Origin of the sequence: Parafrankia discariae (assembly GCF_000373365.1) — a bacterium.
Classification (GTDB): Bacteria; Actinomycetota; Actinomycetes; order Frankiales; family Frankiaceae; genus Parafrankia; species Parafrankia discariae.
Genome location: NZ_KB891237.1, coordinates 25,345 through 40,905 on the forward strand (window position 1 = coordinate 25,345; position 15,561 = coordinate 40,905).

General features: G+C 73.6%; 9 protein-coding genes and 1 pseudogene. 5 read left to right on the top strand and 5 right to left on the bottom strand.

Features of this window, described 5'->3' with window-relative positions:
* The first annotated feature begins 87 nt into the window (after nucleotides 1-87).
* Nucleotides 88-2,115 carry a tetratricopeptide repeat protein gene (locus B056_RS0123935; protein WP_230203158.1) on the top strand — a complete coding sequence of 676 codons (2,028 nt, stop codon included), beginning with the start codon at nucleotides 88-90 and terminating at the stop codon, nucleotides 2,113-2,115.
* A gap of 297 nt (nucleotides 2,116-2,412) precedes the next feature.
* Here the strand turns inward: B056_RS0123935 and B056_RS0123940 are convergent, their stop codons facing one another.
* Entirely contained in the window at nucleotides 2,413-4,530 is a 2,118-nt protein-coding gene (locus B056_RS0123940) for a WD40 repeat domain-containing serine/threonine protein kinase (RefSeq protein WP_018504392.1), read from the bottom strand.
* Nucleotides 4,531-5,025: 495 nt separating this feature from the next.
* Between B056_RS0123940 and B056_RS0123945 the strand changes: the two genes are divergently transcribed.
* The 3 genes from B056_RS0123945 (at nucleotide 5,026) to B056_RS37775 (ending at nucleotide 8,808) form a co-directional block, all read left to right on the top strand.
* Nucleotides 5,026-6,051, top strand: coding sequence for an MBL fold metallo-hydrolase (locus B056_RS0123945; RefSeq protein ID WP_020572669.1), 1,026 nt, complete (start codon nucleotides 5,026-5,028; stop codon nucleotides 6,049-6,051).
* Nucleotides 6,052-6,118: 67 nt separating this feature from the next.
* Entirely contained in the window at nucleotides 6,119-7,645 is a 1,527-nt protein-coding gene (locus tag B056_RS0123950; protein ID WP_018504394.1) for a hypothetical protein, read from the top strand.
* Nucleotides 7,642-8,808 carry a transporter substrate-binding domain-containing protein gene (locus B056_RS37775; protein ID WP_154677212.1) on the top strand — a complete coding sequence of 389 codons (1,167 nt, stop codon included), beginning with the start codon at nucleotides 7,642-7,644 and terminating at the stop codon, nucleotides 8,806-8,808. Before B056_RS0123950 ends, B056_RS37775 begins: the two co-directional genes overlap by 4 nt.
* Before the next feature lie 94 nt (nucleotides 8,809-8,902).
* On the opposite strand, the gene B056_RS0123960 is transcribed toward B056_RS37775, so the two are convergent.
* The 3 genes from B056_RS0123960 to B056_RS0123970 all read right to left on the bottom strand — a co-directional run bounded on the left by B056_RS0123960 (nucleotide 8,903) and on the right by B056_RS0123970 (nucleotide 14,187).
* Nucleotides 8,903-11,311 (bottom strand): serine/threonine-protein kinase, encoded by a 2,409-nt coding sequence (locus B056_RS0123960; RefSeq protein ID WP_230203159.1) that lies wholly within the window; start codon nucleotides 11,309-11,311, stop codon nucleotides 8,903-8,905.
* Nucleotides 11,312-11,458: 147 nt separating this feature from the next.
* Nucleotides 11,459-12,463, bottom strand: coding sequence for a glutamate ABC transporter substrate-binding protein (locus B056_RS0123965; protein ID WP_018504396.1), 1,005 nt, complete (start codon nucleotides 12,461-12,463; stop codon nucleotides 11,459-11,461).
* Nucleotides 12,460-14,187, bottom strand: coding sequence for a hypothetical protein (locus tag B056_RS0123970; protein ID WP_018504397.1), 1,728 nt, complete (start codon nucleotides 14,185-14,187; stop codon nucleotides 12,460-12,462). The genes B056_RS0123965 and B056_RS0123970 overlap by 4 nt, the downstream gene beginning before the upstream one ends.
* Nucleotides 14,188-14,545: 358 nt before the next feature.
* Here B056_RS0123970 and B056_RS0123975 point away from each other — a divergent pair, with 358 nt between their 5' ends.
* Entirely contained in the window at nucleotides 14,546-15,049 is a 504-nt protein-coding gene (locus B056_RS0123975; RefSeq protein WP_026240073.1) for a hypothetical protein, read from the top strand.
* A 277-nt stretch (nucleotides 15,050-15,326) separates the two neighbouring features.
* Here the strand turns inward: B056_RS0123975 and B056_RS46160 are convergent.
* Nucleotides 15,327-15,561, bottom strand: a pseudogene (locus tag B056_RS46160) (hypothetical protein); the annotation flags it as partial.

Genomic DNA, 15,561 nt, shown 5'->3' on the forward strand with positions numbered 1-15,561 from the left:
ACCTCCTGAGCCGACCGAGCCGAGGTGACGCGGGTGGTGACCGGCGGCCGACCGGACCCGTGCCGGGGGACCCGCCCCGGGTTCCCCGTGGGGCGCGCCGCGGGCGACTGGCAGCCGGCCGGGTGGAACGTCCCGCGCCGTGACCCGTTCTTCGTGGGCCGCGGCGCGCTGCTCCGGCGCCTCCACCGCGAGCTGCACCCGCGGGGAGCCGGCCGGGCCGCCGGCCCGGGGCGTGACGCCGACCGGGGACGTGCCGTCGGGCTGGTGTCCGCGCGCGGCGCGGCCGGGATGGGCGTGTCGCGGCTCGCCGTCGAGTACGCGCACCGGCACGCCGGCGACTACGGCCTGGTGTGGTGGGTGGCCGCGGACACACCCGAACGCGCCGAGTCGTGCCTGGCCGAGCTGGCCGCCGTCGTCGCCCCGCCGGCGGCCGGCCCCCGGGCCGCCGTGCTGCGCCGCCTGTGGGCCGAGCTCGGCCAGCGCTCGGACTGGCTGCTGATCTACGACGGTGTCGGTGATCCCCGCGCCCTGGCCGTCGTCGCCCCGCCGGACAGCGGCCGGCTGCTCGTGACAAGCCGCGGGCCGGCGGTGGCCACGCTCACGCCGGTGCTGATCGAGGTCGGCGACCTCAGCCGGGACGAGTCGGTCCTGCTGCTGCGCCAGCACCATCGCGGGATCAGCCCGCCGGCCGCCGCGGCGCTCGCGGGGGCGCTGGCGGACGTCCCCTGCGCGGTCGCGCTGGCCGGTCGGCACCTGGCGGTGACCGGTCAGCCGGTCGCGGACTACCTGGCCCTGCTCGGTCGGGCGGCCGTTACCGATCCGAGGGCCGTTACCGACCCGGTGGCCGCGGCCGTGGCGGCGAGCCGTACCCGACTGGACGGGGTCGACCCGGGCCCGGCCGCCCTCCTCGACCAGCTGGCGTTCCTCGCCGCGGAGCCCCTGGCCCTCACCCGGGCGCCGGCCGGCACCGCCGCCGCGGCGGGCCGGCTCGACCGCCTCGGGCTGGCCGACTGGGACGGGGCGACGATCCGGGTGCCCGGGCACATCCAGGCGCTGGTGCGCGCCCGGCTGGCCGGCGGGCGGCGGGCGGCGGCCCTGCTCGGCGCCCAACAACTGCTGGTCCGTGCGGACCGCGCCGGCCGCGATCCCGTGGACCCGGCCTCCTGGCCGGCGCTCGCCCCGCTCGCCTCACACGTCCGCGCGCTCACCACGCGCGGCGCCGAGGAACGGAACGCCGAGGAAGAGAACGCCGAGGAGTGCCCGGAGTTCCGCCGGCTGGTGCTGCGCACCGCCCGTTACCTGGCCGCCTCCGCCCGGTACGAGGCGGGTGAGCACCTCGCGCACCGGGCCCGGCTCCGCTGGTGCCGCCAGCTGGGCCCGGACCACCCGGACACGCTCGCCGCCGCCGACCTCGAGGCCGCGATCCGCGCGGACGGGTTCGCCGATTACGACACCGCGCGGGCGCTGCTGGGCGACGTCCACGCCCGCCGGGCCCGGGTGCTCGGCGGGCAGCACCGCGACACCCTCCACTCGGCGTGGAACCTGGCTCGCGCGGCCGCGGACAGCGGCGACCACGACGAGTCCGCCCGCCTGCTGCGGGACACCCTCGACCGGCAGCGGGCGGTGTTCGGCCCGGACGACCGCGACACCCTGCGCTCGGCGCACAGCCTCGGCCATGCCCTGACCCGGCTGGGGGAGTACGGGGCGGCCCACGACCTGCTGGCGGAGACCCTCGCCCGCCGTGGCCGGACGTCCGGCGCCGCCCACCCGGACACCGTGTGGACCGCCGCAGTGCTCGGTGTCGCGCTGCGTGGCCTCGGCCGCGGCGCGCACGCCCGCGACCTGCACGCCCGCGCGCTGGCCGGCGCCCGGGCGCGGCTCGGCGACGAACATCCACTGACCCTGTTCGCGGCGCTGCACCTGGCGCTCGACCTGGCCGCCCTCGGCGCCGCCGACGCCGGCCGGGACCTGTTCACCGAGCTCATCGGCTGGGACGTCGTCGGATGGCGCGACGACCCTCCGGCGGGCCCGCGCGCCTGGATCACCCGTTGGGCTCAGAGCCATCGCGAGGACATCCGCGGCCTGTGGTCCACACAAGACAGTCAACGATGCTGACATGCCCTGATCCCGTTTGTGATCTTTAAGGTGTGTTGACCGGATCGCGCAGGCGCATGTGTCGTCCTGGCGGGTCGGTTACCGGGGGATGCTGCCGCAGCCGCTGCTCGACGGACTGTGCCACGCGCAGCGGGTACCGCGGTGGGCCGCGACCGTGCGGCAGGCGACATGGCCGGTGCGGGGCACCCTCGTCGCAACGGTCACCATTCGACGCTGCCACCCATCGCAGCCCGGTATGCCTGGTCGGGAGTCACCGGGTCGAACCTGGGGGTGCGGGAGTTCCGCGGCCGGCGCCGCCTAGCGGATCTTCCACAGCCGTACCGTCTTGTCGTTCGAGGCGGTGGCAAGGGTCCGCCCGTCCGGGGAGAACAGCGCCAGATAGACCTCTGCGGTGTGGCCGGTGAGGGGTTGGCCGAGTGCCTGGGGGTGGGCGGGGTCGGTGATGTTCCACAGCCGCGCGGTCTTGTCGCTGGACGCGGTGGCGAGGGTGCGTCCGTCCGGGGAGAACGCCACCGTCCACACGTCGGCGGTGTGGCCGGTGAGGGGTTGCCCCAGGGCCTCGGGGTGGGCCGGGTCGATGATGTTCCACAGCCGCGCCGTGTCGTCGACGGAGGCGGTGGCCAGCGTGCGTCCGTCGGGGGAGAACGCCACCGAGTTCACGACGTCGAGGTGGCCGGTGAGGGGTTGGCCGAGTGCCTGGGGGTGGGCGGGGTCGGTGATGTTCCACAGCCGCGCGGTGCTGTCGGTCGCGCCGGTGGCGAGGGTGCGCCCGTCGGGGGAGAACGCCACTGAGCAGACCCCGCCGGGGTGGCCAAGGGGTTGGCCGAGTGCCTGGGGGTGGGCGGGGTCGGTGATGTTCCACAGCCGCGCGGTGCTGTCGGTCGCGCCGGTGGCGAGGGTGCGCCCGTCGGGGGAGAACGCCACTGAGTTCACGTCGTCGGTGTGGCCGGTGAGGGGTTGGCCGAGTGCCTGGGGGTGGGCGGGGTCGGTGATGTTCCACAGCCGCGCCGTGTCGTCGAGGGAGGTGGTGGCCAGCGTGCGTCCGTCCGGGGAGATCGCCAGCCAGGTCACCCCGTCGGTGTGGCCGGTGAGGGGTTGGCCGAGTGCCTGGGGGTGGGCGGGGTCGGTGATGTTCCACAGCCGCGCGGTCCTGTCGCCGGAGGCGGTGGCGAGGGTGCGCCCGTCGGAGGAGAACGCCATCGCCCACACTCCGCCGGTGTGGCCGGTGAAGGGTTGGCCGAGGGGCTGGGGGTCAATCGCTGAGGGTTCCGAGCGGGGGCCGGCGGACGGGGTGGTGGACGGTGTCGTGGAGGGGGTGGCGGAGAGCGTGGCCGGGGGGTGGTGCGCGGAGGTGATCACCAGGAGGAGGGTGGTGATGATCGCGAGGGTGAGCGTCGCCGCGCCGGCGGCGAGGAGACGGCGGAGGCCGCGTCGGGGTGCCGGAGGCGAGAGGAGGACGGAGGGTGCGTCGGTGGGCAGGGTTGATTCGGAACCGGCGCCGGACCTGGGCGGGGTGATGGCGGCCGGGGGCGGTAGGTGGAGGGCGCGGCGGCCCGGGTCGGGTAGATGCAGGGGCAGGCCGGTACGGCCAGCCCAGCCGGGGCCGTAGGCATCGGTGACCGCCTGCGCGAGCTCGGCGGCGAACGCGGCGGCGCTCGCCGAGCGGTCGGTGGGGTTCTTCGCCAGGGACCGCAGCACGACCTGCGCGACGGGGTCGGGCACGCCGGCCGGTGGAGGGGGCGGGCTGTTGAGGTGCTGGTGCCACAGGGCCTGGACGGGTTGTTGCGGGTTGAAGGGAGGGTAGCCGGTGAGGAGCTGGTAGAGCACGATGCCGAGCGCGTATAAGTCGGTCGCGGGTCCCAGGTGGCCGGCCATGATCTGTTCGGGGGCCATGTACTGGGGGGTGCCGGCCAGGCCACTCGCGCTCGCCGCGGACCCTTCGAAGATCTTCGCGACGCCGAAGTCGGTGACTTTCACGGTGCCGTCGGCGGCGAAGAGGATGTTGTCGGGTTTGATGTCCCGGTGCAGGATCCCGCGGGTGTGGGCGTGGTCCAGCGCAGCGGCCACCGCGAGAGCGACCGCGCAGCTCTGCTGCGGGTTGAGGGTCGCTCGGCGGTGGGTGAGGGTCCCCCCGGGCAGCAGTTCCATGATGACCAGGCAGAGCCCGTGAACCTCGAGGTAGTCGTAGGCACGGACGATGTGGGGGTGATCCAGCCCGCCGAGGGCGCGGGCCTCACTGTCGAAGGTCACCGCCAGGTCGTCCAGGCCGTTGGCCCGCATCACCTTGATCGCGACCGGGCGTCTCATCCGCCGGTGCTCGCCGGCGAGGACCAGCCCGAACGCCCCGGAACCGAGCTCGGCGCCGAGGGCGTAGCCGGGCAGTGCGGCCGCGACCCGCCCTCGGTCGATGATCATCGTGTGCTGAGGCTGGCCTGCCTCGCCCCGGTTGGTGCCGCCATGATGAGATTTACCCTAGCGCCGCATGGGAACTTGGCTGATCGAACCGGGAAACTCAAGATAGTCAACTTTGTTGACGGCGAGCGGTGATTTTGAAGATCTTGGCGGGGATCTTGGCGGGAATTGTCGAAGAACCGTTCTGCGCTTGATCGCATTTGTTCGTGTGGCGGCCCCTCGCCGCGGGTCTGGCCGGACGCGGGTGCCCTCGGTGAGTGCCGCGCATACGTGGCGCTCGCTACCGGTCGTTTAGTAGTGTTAAACAGGTACCTAATATCGTCCCGGCTGTTCGCTCTCTGTGTCCGGTGCGGCTCCGGCCGGTCGGGAGCGGACGACCGTTGCCCGTCCGCCGTCGGCGGTACCAGCTCCACTCGCGGTACCTGTGACGTCGTGCGGGCCGGAGCGGGGGAGTGATCGGATGACGCAGCCCGACCGTCAGCTGGCGGTGATCGGCGCGTGACCGCCGTGGCGCGGCGCCCCGGAGTGGGCCTGCCACCCGTGGAACAGCTCCGGCCCGGCCTGTGGAGCATCCCGGTGCCGTTGCCGACGTCCGGCCTGAGCCACGTTTTCGTCTACCTGTTCGAGACGGATCATGGCGCCTACGTGATCGACAGCGGCTGGGACACCGACGCCGCCTTCGCCGCGGTCGAGGCGGGCCTGGCCATCGCCGGCTACCAGGTCACGGACCTGCGCGGGATCATGCCGACCCACATGCACCCCGACCACTACGGTCTCGCCGGGCGGCTGCGTGAGGCGTCCGGGGCGTGGATCGCGCTGCACCCGGCGGACGCCGCCCTGCTGCGTGACCATCCGACCGATCCGATGGAGCTGTTCGAGGCCGCGAACGCGGGGATGCTGCGGGCCGGCGCGCCCGCCGACGCCCTGCGGGACTTCACCGTCGACATGCTGCCGCCCGGCCCGCTGCCCGCGCTGCCGCAGCCGGACATCCTGCTCGAGGACGGGGACCGCCCGGACGTGCCCGGCTGGGACCTGCGCGCGGTCTGGACACCCGGCCACTCCCCGGGCCATCTGTGCTTCTGGGAGCCGGCCAACCGCCTGCTGCTCTCCGGTGACCACGTGCTGCCGCGGATCACGCCGAACATCCCGTTCGAGCCGCGGGCCACGGACGACCCGCTGGGCGACTACCTGCGCTCGCTGGACAAGGTCGACACCCTGCCCGCGGAGGGCACGCTGCCGGCGCACGAGTACCGCTTCGAAGGCCTGTCGTCCCGGCTGGCCGAGCTGCGCCTGCACCACGAGCACCGGTTCGCCGAGGTGACCGCCGCGCTGCGCCCCGGCGCGACCACCGCCTGGGAGGTCGCCCGGCTCATGACGTGGTCGCGGCCGTGGGACGAGATCGGGGGCTTCATGAAGCGCAGCGCCGTCTCCGAGGCGCTCGCGCATCTGCGGGCGCTCGAACGGCGCGGGCTTGTGCGCGAGCGGCCCGGGGAACCTCCCACCTGGCGGCTCACCGGGCCCTGATCGGACGTCCGCCGGCGGCGGTCATCGCGGCTGCGGCGATTGGGTGAACTGTGTACGATGCGTGACTGTGACGACGCAGGCTCCGGCTGCCGTCCGGTCCGTTCGCCAGTTTCTCGCTGTCGGCGCGGGCTCGCGGTTCGTCGGAGTCCTCGCGGTGCTGATCGGGGCGCTCCTGCTCGCCGGGGCGGTGAGCCGCGCGGTGGTCGCCCAGCGCCTCGACGCCACGGAGAGCCTCCAGAAGCGGTCCGCCGCCGCGCTGATCATCGCCGAGCGGCTGCGGGCCGCTCTCGCCCAGGCGGACGCGACCGCCGCGGCCAACGTCTTCGCCTGGGCCGATCTCGTGCCGTCCCGCCCGTCGTCGCCCGCGGAGCGCCGCGCGGACTACGACCGGGTGAAGGCCAGCGGCTTCTACACCGGTGACCACAGCGGGGACGCCACCGTCACCGGGCCCACGAGTGACGACGCGGCTTCCGGCGGGGCCGCCGCTTCCCGCGGGACCGCGCCGGCGGCCCCCAACGAGTACAGCGCCGCGGTGCGTTCGGCGACGACGGCGCTGCTCGACCTGCGGGAGGTCGACCCGGGGGAGTGCGGGCCGGCCCGAGCACCGGGTTCTCCCGCGGCCGCCACGCACTGCGCGATGAGCCGGATCGCCACCCTGATCCCCGAGTACGTGGGCCTGGTCGCCGAGGCGTCCGCGAACACCCGGGCGGGAAACACCGTCGGCGGCTCCTACCAGCGTCTGGCGTCCGACCTGATGGCGACGAGCATCCTCGGCCAGACGAACCTGCTGGTCACCGCCTACGGCGACCGGGTGGACGCCGACTACCGCCGGGCGACCGGTGGCCACGGTGAGGACCTGCTGCTCCTCGTGCTGGCCTTCGCGCTGGTCGCCCTCGTGGGCGCGCAGGTGTACGTGCACCGCCGCACGCGGCGGATCCTCAACGCCGGCCTGCTCGCCGCGACCGGCGCGCTCGGCGCGCTCGCGGTGGCCTGCCTGTTCCTGCTCGGCGGGCAGCAGAGCCGGCTGTCCGCCGCCCAGCGGGGCGACTTCGTGCCGATGACCCTGCTGGCCGCCTCGCGCACCCTCGCCCTTGAGGCGCGGACCTGCGAGTACCTGTCCCTGGCGTCGCTGGGCAACGGCGGCGGCGCCGACGCGTGCTTCCAGCGCGCGGTCGCCGGCCTCGGCTACGGCCTGGACGGCCGCCCCACCCCGAGGGGGGGCGCACTCTCGGCCGCCCTGGCCGAGCTTCCCGCCGAGCGGGCCGGGCTGACGGCCGAGTTCTCCGCCTGGTTGCGGGAGCGCGGCGAGGTCGTCGCGACCCTGCGGCGCCCGCCGCGTCCGACCGGTGACGCCGCCGGCAGCCCGGACGTCTTCGACGACGTGGTCGGCATGACCCTGCGCTCGGAGCACTTCGACCGGTTCATCACCCAGGTGGACGGGCTGGTGAACGGCCATCTCGGCGGCTTCGACACCGACGTGGACGCCGCGTCCGCCGACGTCCGCCTGCTCGCCGCGATCCTGCCGGTCGCTCTGCTCACCGCGGCGTCCTGCTGCGTGATCGGGATCGGCGTCCGGGTCCGGGAGTACCTGTGACCAGGCGCCGCCGGCCCGGCTCTCGCGCCCGGGTGACCGCCGCGCTCGCCGCGCTCGGGATCGGGCTGGGGCTCGCCGCGCTGCCGGGCTGCGCGACGACCGGCAGCCCGCTGCCCCGTCAGGCCCGGCCGCTGCCACCCGCCGACGGCGTCGCCGCCCCGGCCCGTACCGAGGCATCCGCCGGCACCGCGGGGCCGTCGGCGTCGCCGGGTCCGTCGGCGCCGGCCTGCGTCGCCCGCGCGAGCATGCCCCCGCTCGCCACGCTGCCGCCGCCGGGAGCGCGCGGGTCGCGGATCGAGGCGATCCGGCGCTACGGCTACCTACGCGTCGGGGTGACCACGGTGGCCCCGCCGTTCGGGTCGATGAACTGGCACACCATGGAGGTGGAGGGTTTCGACCCGGCCATCGCCCGCGAGATCGCCCGGGTCATCCTCGGCGATCCCGACCTGGTCCAGATCCGCGCCGTCGACACGCGGGACCGGGAGTCGCTGCTCGCCGACGGCACCGTCGACATCGTCGCCGGCACGATGACGATGACCTGCCTCCGCAAGGAACGGGTCCGTTTCTCCGGGGTCTACTACGAGGCCGCGATGCGCATCCTGGTAACGGCCGGCGCGGGCCTGCGCACCGTCGCCGACCTGGCCGGGCGGCCGGTCTGCTCCTCGCAGGGGAGCACCTCGTTCGAGAAGATCGCGAACCTGGTGCGCGGGCCCGGCCGGCCGATCGCGGTGAACCGGGTGGGGATCGTGGACTGCCTGGCCGCGCTCCAGCGCGGTGAGGTGGACGCGGTGGCCACCGACGACACGATCCTCGCCGGGATGCGCGCCGAGGACGCCACCGTCACCGTCCTGGGCCCGGAGGCGTTCGACGGCGTGCTGGGCCCGGCCGGCCGGGCCGTCCTCGACGAGCCGTACGGCGTGGCGATCGCCCGCACCGATCTCGGGCCGGGCCTCTCCCCGGCCGAGGCCGCGGCGAACCGGGCCGCCGACGACGACTTCGTCGCCTTCGTCAACCGGGTGCTGCTCGACCTGATGACCGGCCCGACCTGGAACACGCTCTACAACCGCTATCTGCGCGACGTCCTGCGGGTGCCGGGCGTGCCCCCGAACGTCATCCAGCCGAACTGGCCGGACGGCGTGCTCGTCCCGGGCGGCGGATCGTGATCCGGGTCCAGGCACCGGCGCACGCCCAGTCGCCGTCGCGCGGCGGGAGAGGGCGCCCGGCCGGGATCGGCTGACTGCCCGCTGGCCCCGCCGATCACCAGAGGGTCCGCGGGCGGATCCGGTTCGCCGCGTCGACGTAGTGGATGCGCTCGCGGCGGTCACCGGCGAGCCGGGCGATGTCCCGGTACGCCGCCTCAAGCCCCAGCCGCAGCTCGCGGGGGACCAGCCTGCGCCCGAACACCCTCGTCGGCCCGGTCCCGGACGACTCCGACTGCGGCTCCGGCACCGGTGCGCCGGTGCCGACCAGGCACAGCGCGGCGGCGAGGATGTCCAGCCGCAGCTCGGCGCGGCGCCGCCGGTCGAGACCGAGCCGCGGCCGGGAGCTCTCGAGGATCGCCTCGGCGCTGCGCAGGTCGTCCAGGGACACCACGGGTGGAACCGGGCCGGTCTGCTCGGGCCGCAGGTGCGAGCCGACGAGCACCCCGATCATCCGCACCCGGGCGGCCGTGTAGGCGTGCGTGGACGCCGGCACCCGCCGATAGGCGTCGAGCTTGCCGTCCCGGTCGTCGAGGCAACGGGCCAGCCCGAACGCGGCGCTGGTGATCGCCGGGTCGACCTGGCTGACGACGTCGAACAGCTCGGCGGCGCGGCCCCGGTCACCGGCGGCGGCACTGGCGGTCGCGACGGCGAGCCGCGGCGCCAGCTCGCCGGGCATGCGCGCGTAGATCCTCTCGAACGCCGCGGCGGCCTGCTCCGCCCGCCCGGCCGCCAGGTCGAGCAGGCCCTGGCACCAGATCACCCGCCATTCCAGCGGGTAGGCCGCGGCCAGTTCCCGCACCGTCAGCTGGGCCTGCTCGGTGTGGCCGGCGCGCATCTGGGCCCGGGCCAGCGCCAGCCGGGTCTGCCGGGTCGGCCGCGCGACCTCCGCGAGCCGGTCGGCCAGCGCGGCCGGGTCCTCCCCCAGGGTGGTCGCGAGCACCCGGGCCTGCGGGTCGTCCGCGTCGATGCGCAGGTCGGGCAGGATCTCCCAGACCGTCGGTGGCTCGTCGTCCTCGCCGTGCCCGCCGTCGTCGGGTTCCCCCGTCGGATGCAGCTCCGGCTCGAACCAGCGGCTGGCCAGCGGGGGGACGTTCCCCTCGGTGCGCGAGACGATCTCGTAGAGCACGCCGGTGAGCTCCTCGGCGAACTCGGCAACGGTCGCGAACCGGTCGGCCGGGTCGCTCGCCGTGCCCCGGCGCAGCAGGTGGTCGAGGGACTCGAAGTCGAGCAGTGGCGCGTGTCCGTCCCGCGGTGGCAGGCCGTGCCGGTGGACGTCCAGGAAGCCCGGGAACCGACCGAGGACGAGTCGGGCCAGCGTGCGGGCGGCGGCGAAGACGTCCGAGGCGACGGTCGGCACGCTGTGCCGGGTCACCTCCGCCGGGCGGAACTCGCCGTCCTCCAGCTCCGGGGCGCGGTACCCGGGCGTCGACAGGAAGCTGGAGAACTGGTCGTCGAGGCGCCGCGCGCCACCGAGGTCGATCAGCGTGACCTGCTCGGTGCTGACCATGATGTTGTCCGGTTTGAGGTCGCAGTACGCCAGCCCGCGCCGGTGCAGATGGCTCAGCGCGGGCAGCAGCCGCAGCAGGTACCGGATGGCGTCCGCGGGTGGCAGCGGCAGCGGCCGGCCGTCCGGGCCGGGCGGCTGGGTCTCGGCCAGCCGGGACAGCGACACCCCCGGGACGTACTCCATGACGATGTAGTCCTCGCCCCGGTGCGAGACGTAGTCACGGATCTTCACGATGTTCGGGTGGTTGACGGAGATCAGCATCCGCCGTTCCACCTCGGCTATCCGCCGCGCCTCCGGGTTCGCCACGTCGAGCAGGCCCTTGAGCACCACCCAGGCCTGGATGTCGTCGTCACCCAGATTGTCGTTCGTCGCCGCGTACACCCAGCCCATCCCGCCGTGGCCGATCGCGCCGTGCACGGTGTACTGCTGCCCGACGTGATCGCCGGCGACGAGCTTGACCGTGAACGAGTACGGCTGTCGGCAGCGGGGACAGACCCCCTCCAGCTCGACGGCGCCGTCCGGGCCGGGCCGGGCGACCCTGGTGCCGCACGCGGCGCACTCGCGCAGGTTGTTCGGCACGTTCGGGCTCGACAGCAGCACGGGACGGTTCGCCACGACGACGTCGCGCCGAACGGGCAGCCGCAGCGGGTCGCGATCCTTGGCCGCCGGGCGGGAGACGCTGATCGGCTGGGTGGGAACCAGCACGGGATCGGCGGTGTCCGGTTCCCGCCCGGTTCCCCGCTCCGAGGCCTGCCCGGCTTCCCGCTCCGGGTCCTGTTCGGCTTCCCGCTCCGGGGGCGCCGCCTGTGCCGGTATCGGCACAGGTACCGGCCCGGACTCCGTTTCCGTTTCCGACTCCGGGCCAGGCGCGCCGCACCGGTTGCAGAAGCCGCTGGTCATGATGACCCCGCCGACGCAGCCGGGCCGGACGCACGCGACGCCCGTCGGCTCGCTCATCGGCCCGGCCCCTCGGCCAGCCCCAGCCGCGCGGCCTTCCCGTGCCCGGCTGCCGAGACGATCCGATCGTCAGCGGTCATCACCCACCCTCCTTCCCGGGTGCCGCCGGGCGGCCCGCGCCTCCGGTGCCGCCAGCCCCGTGCGTGGTCAACGTTTCCACCGCGGTTCGGGTGGCCGCGAGTCCTCGCAGGGCATCTCGTCGTGGTCCTCCCATTTCCTGCATAGTTCCAGCCACGCCCCCTCATCGCGCCGTAGACGTTCCAAAACCCCGTTGACGAATCCGGCGAGCTCGGTGTCGTCTCGTTCGAACGCGACACTGTAGTATTCGTCCGGCCACTGGGGGAACTCGCCCAGGACGGCGGTGGAATCCTGCTTCAGCATCCCCACCAGGCTTGCGTCGTTCGCGGCCACGACGTCGACCTCACCCTGCTGGAAGGCGACCAGACAGTCGGACAGCTCGTCGAGATGATCCACGATCTCGAAGGTCGGATAAATTTCATGGGCATTCTCCAGGTTTGTCAGCGTTGTCGTGCCCCGCGGGGCGCACACCTTTTTCCCGGCGAGTTCCTCCGGGGAGTCGATGCCCGGCCCCGCACCCGAGGACGGGCGCTCCCGATGGGAGAGCAGCCGTGGATGAGCGGTGAAGTAACCCGCGGACAAACCCACCCGCGCGGCTCGTAACCTCGAGTAGGTCAGGGTACTGACGAGGATGTCGACCTCCCCGTTCTCGACCGCCGGCAGCCGTTCCGCGTAGCTGACCGGGCGGTACCGGATCCTCGTGTCCGTCTCACCCGGCCCAAACAGCGCCTGCGCGATCCGCTGGGCGAGGTCGACGTCGAAGCCCTCGAACCGGCGGAACACCGGATTCCACGCGCCACGGGTCTGGGTGTCACGCGAGACACCCACCCACAGGAAACCGCGCCCGCGGATCCGGTCGACTGACCCTCCCGGCACGAGGTCCTCGACGTCGATCGGCGGGACGAGGTCGGTCGGCGTTCCGGCCTCGGGCGCGGCGACCTGGCCGGCCTCGGCCGACGCGGTCACCAGCGGCTCCCAGGGCTGGTCGGCCGCCTGGGACAAATCGCCGTGGACGGTCGAACACCCGGCCAGCGCCACCGCGGCCACCAGCGGCACCAGCGCGGCGCGTCTCACCCGTACTCCCGGATCCGCGGCGCCAGCCCGAAGGCCACCAGCACCGCCGCGAGCAGGAACAACGCCCCCGCGCCGGCGGCCACGCCGCGCAGTGCGTCACCAGCCCCGGCGACCTCGGTGCCGAACCGCGCCTCGGCCGCACCGTCCGCCCTCGTCAGCGTGTTGGCCAGGTCCCGGAACCGACCCGTGGAGTCACGCGTCGAATCGTCGGCCGGGGCGTCGATCGCGATCGCCCCGCCCCGGCGCGCCAGGTCGGCGAGTTCGACGGTGCCCGGATCGAGCGGGTGGGCTGTCGCCGGACCACACCAGCGCACGAAGTCCGGATCGCGAGCCAACGCCTCGTGCGGGCCTGGCGGACCTTCCCGCGCCGTGCCCGCGCCGCCCGCGCCGCCGGCGTCGTGGGCGCCGGCCGAGCCGTCGGTGCCGTCGGCAGCGTTCTGGCCGCCGGGGTCGCCGGGGTAGCCCGGACCGTTGCGGGCCCGCGGGTCGCTCAGGGGCGTGGTGCCCGGCTCGCGGCCCCGGGCGGCGCAGGCGAGCTGCGCCGCGGCCCGGTCGTAGTCGGCGTCGAAGACGATCTCACCGCCCTGAGCGATCCGCCAGTAGAGAACGTCCCCCTCCGCACGCAGCGCGAGATGGCGGACCCGAGCCAGCATGGCCTGGACGTCATAGCCCGCGGACCGGGCGCTCGCCAGCTTCGCCCGCTCCGTGGCCAGGGCCGCCTGCGGCCAGGCGATCCCCACCACGACCAGGAGCACGGCGGCGAGCAGACCCGGATTCAGTAACCGGCGGGTCCGTAACAGGCCGAGTACCTGGGCGGCCGCCAGCGCCGCGAGCGCGAGCGACGCGACCACGGCCAGCCCCACGACGTCGCCCGCCCGGGTCGCGCGCCGGAACGCCTGTGCCTGCTCCTCCGTCTGGGAACGGGCGAGAGTCGCGCTGGCGGGCAGGAGACGGTCGTTCATCAGCGAGTTGGCCGCGCGCAGGTAGGCCCCGCCGACACTCATCGCCAGGCGGTCGTTGGCGCGGGCCTCGCCGACGTAGCGCGTGTACACCGGAGTGAGGCAGACCAGGGTGGCCAGCGCCTCGGCCGCGGCCTCGCCGCTCGGCGGCGGCACGGGCCGGGCGCCGCCTCCGCCCGGCCCGCCTCCGCCCGGCCCGCCTCCGCCCGGGCTGCCGTCGGCCGGCCCGCTTCCGCCCGGCCCGCCGTCGGCCGGGCTCGGGCTGGCCGGGCTGTCATTGGCTGGGTCCGGGCTGTCCGGGCTTGGCCTGCTCGAGGTGGCGGGGCTCGGTCCGGCTGTGGCGGGAGGCTCCCGCCCGGAGCAGGCGAGGTCGCCGAACCCCGGATCGGTGGTGGCTCCGGCCCGCACCATCGCCTCGGTCGCGGCCCGCATCGCGGCGGCGAAGTCGGCGTAGTCGGGTTCGTCCGGCGTGGCGTTGATCCCGAGGAACGTCGCTGCCTCGGCCGCCGCCGCCTCGGCCAGATGTCGGTGGATGTCCCAGGACGCCTGGGTGCGGGCCGCCGTCTGCCCACCGATCGTCGACACCGCGTGGGCACGCCGCTCGGCCACGGCGATCGTGCCCACCCCGGCCGCCGCGCACAGGCAGACACACACGACGGCGCAGATCAGGAACCAGGTAGGAGTCGTGAGACCGCCCTGGTCGGTCGCCGGTGTGCATGAGGACGACCCGCCGTCGCGGCTGAACGTCGTGATCCGGACACTCACGGGTCGAAGTGTGCCTTAAGTGACTGGTTCGTTCCTCTGCAGAGTGCCGTCCGGCCCGGGAGGCCTCCCGGATCCGAGGTCAGGGCCACAGCCCGGTTCCAGGGCCGGGGCATGGCCCGGTTCCGGAGTTGGATCCGAGGCCGGAGCCATGGCCCGGTTCTGTCGCCCGGGCCTGGCCGCCGGGCCGGAGCCGGTCACGGCGGCGGGCTGGTGTGCTGCCTGACGGTGACCTTGGAGCGGTGTGTGGTCCGCACGCGGCCGACCACACCACCAAAAAGTGTGGTCAGCACTGATCATTAAGGGCCTGCTTCGGTCGGATGCTGGGACGGACCCGGGTTCCCCCACTACGATTTGGACGATGCTCGGTAGCCGCGCGCCTCTTCGCTCCGACAACTGTGCACTATTGTTCCATCGGCTTCGCGAGGGTGTTCTCACCCTTGATCCCGCGGTCGAGGGAATGCGGCGTCCCGCAGATGGCACCGTAGTGTGGGGTGCGCTGATGGAAATCGGGATGACCGAGGGCACGGCCACGGCCGTCTCGCTGGCCGACGGCACCACCAGCCTCTACACGAGTGCCGGTGGTGGCCTGGTGGGCGGTGGCGCACACCGTGTCGTGGTCGCCGCGACCCGTCATTTCCTCTCGGTCGTCGAAGCGCACCTCGACACCTTCGACGAAGACTCGGAGCGGGCTCCCGTTCCGGAGTCCGGGCAGGTGACCTTCCGTGCTCTGACGTATGTCGGTCGCCGATACCTGGACCTGGCGGAACGGGATCTCCGTGAACCAGGGCACCCTTTTTCCGCGCTTTATCAGGCCGGTCATGAGGTTGTCGCCCGGCTACGTCTGGTGAACGCGCGCGATTAGTCGCCGGCGGGTACCGCCTCGCGCCTTGTGCTTCGCGCCTTGCGCGGTACCTGCCGGTGCCCGTCCGTCGCCCCGCGCCACCCACTTCACCCGCGCCGTGGCGGAGCGGCCGGGAGACAGTTCTGATGCGAGTTGTCTGACCGGCGTATGTGGGCTGGCTCAGCCAACTCGCTTCGGTCATGTCCCGGTGTCGGGGTGAGTGGTCGGGGACGGTTCTGATGTGAGTTGTCCTACCGGCGTATGCGGTTGCTCGGCCAACTCGCTTCAGTGAGCTTTTTCAACCTCGGTGGGTGGTCTTGAGGTGGAGGGTGAGGATGTCCTGAACGAGGCTGGTGATGCGGGTGGTGGAGCAGCGCGGCTTGCGGAGTAGCCGCCAGGTTTTGAGGGTGGTCATGGCCCAATGCCGCTTAGTTAGCGCGTCGACCGTCTCTGGGTGCGGTGATGGATAAGTTTTTCGGAATGCCTCCTCCACGCTTTGCTGATGCGTTGTTCCTGCTCTATTAGAATGCGTC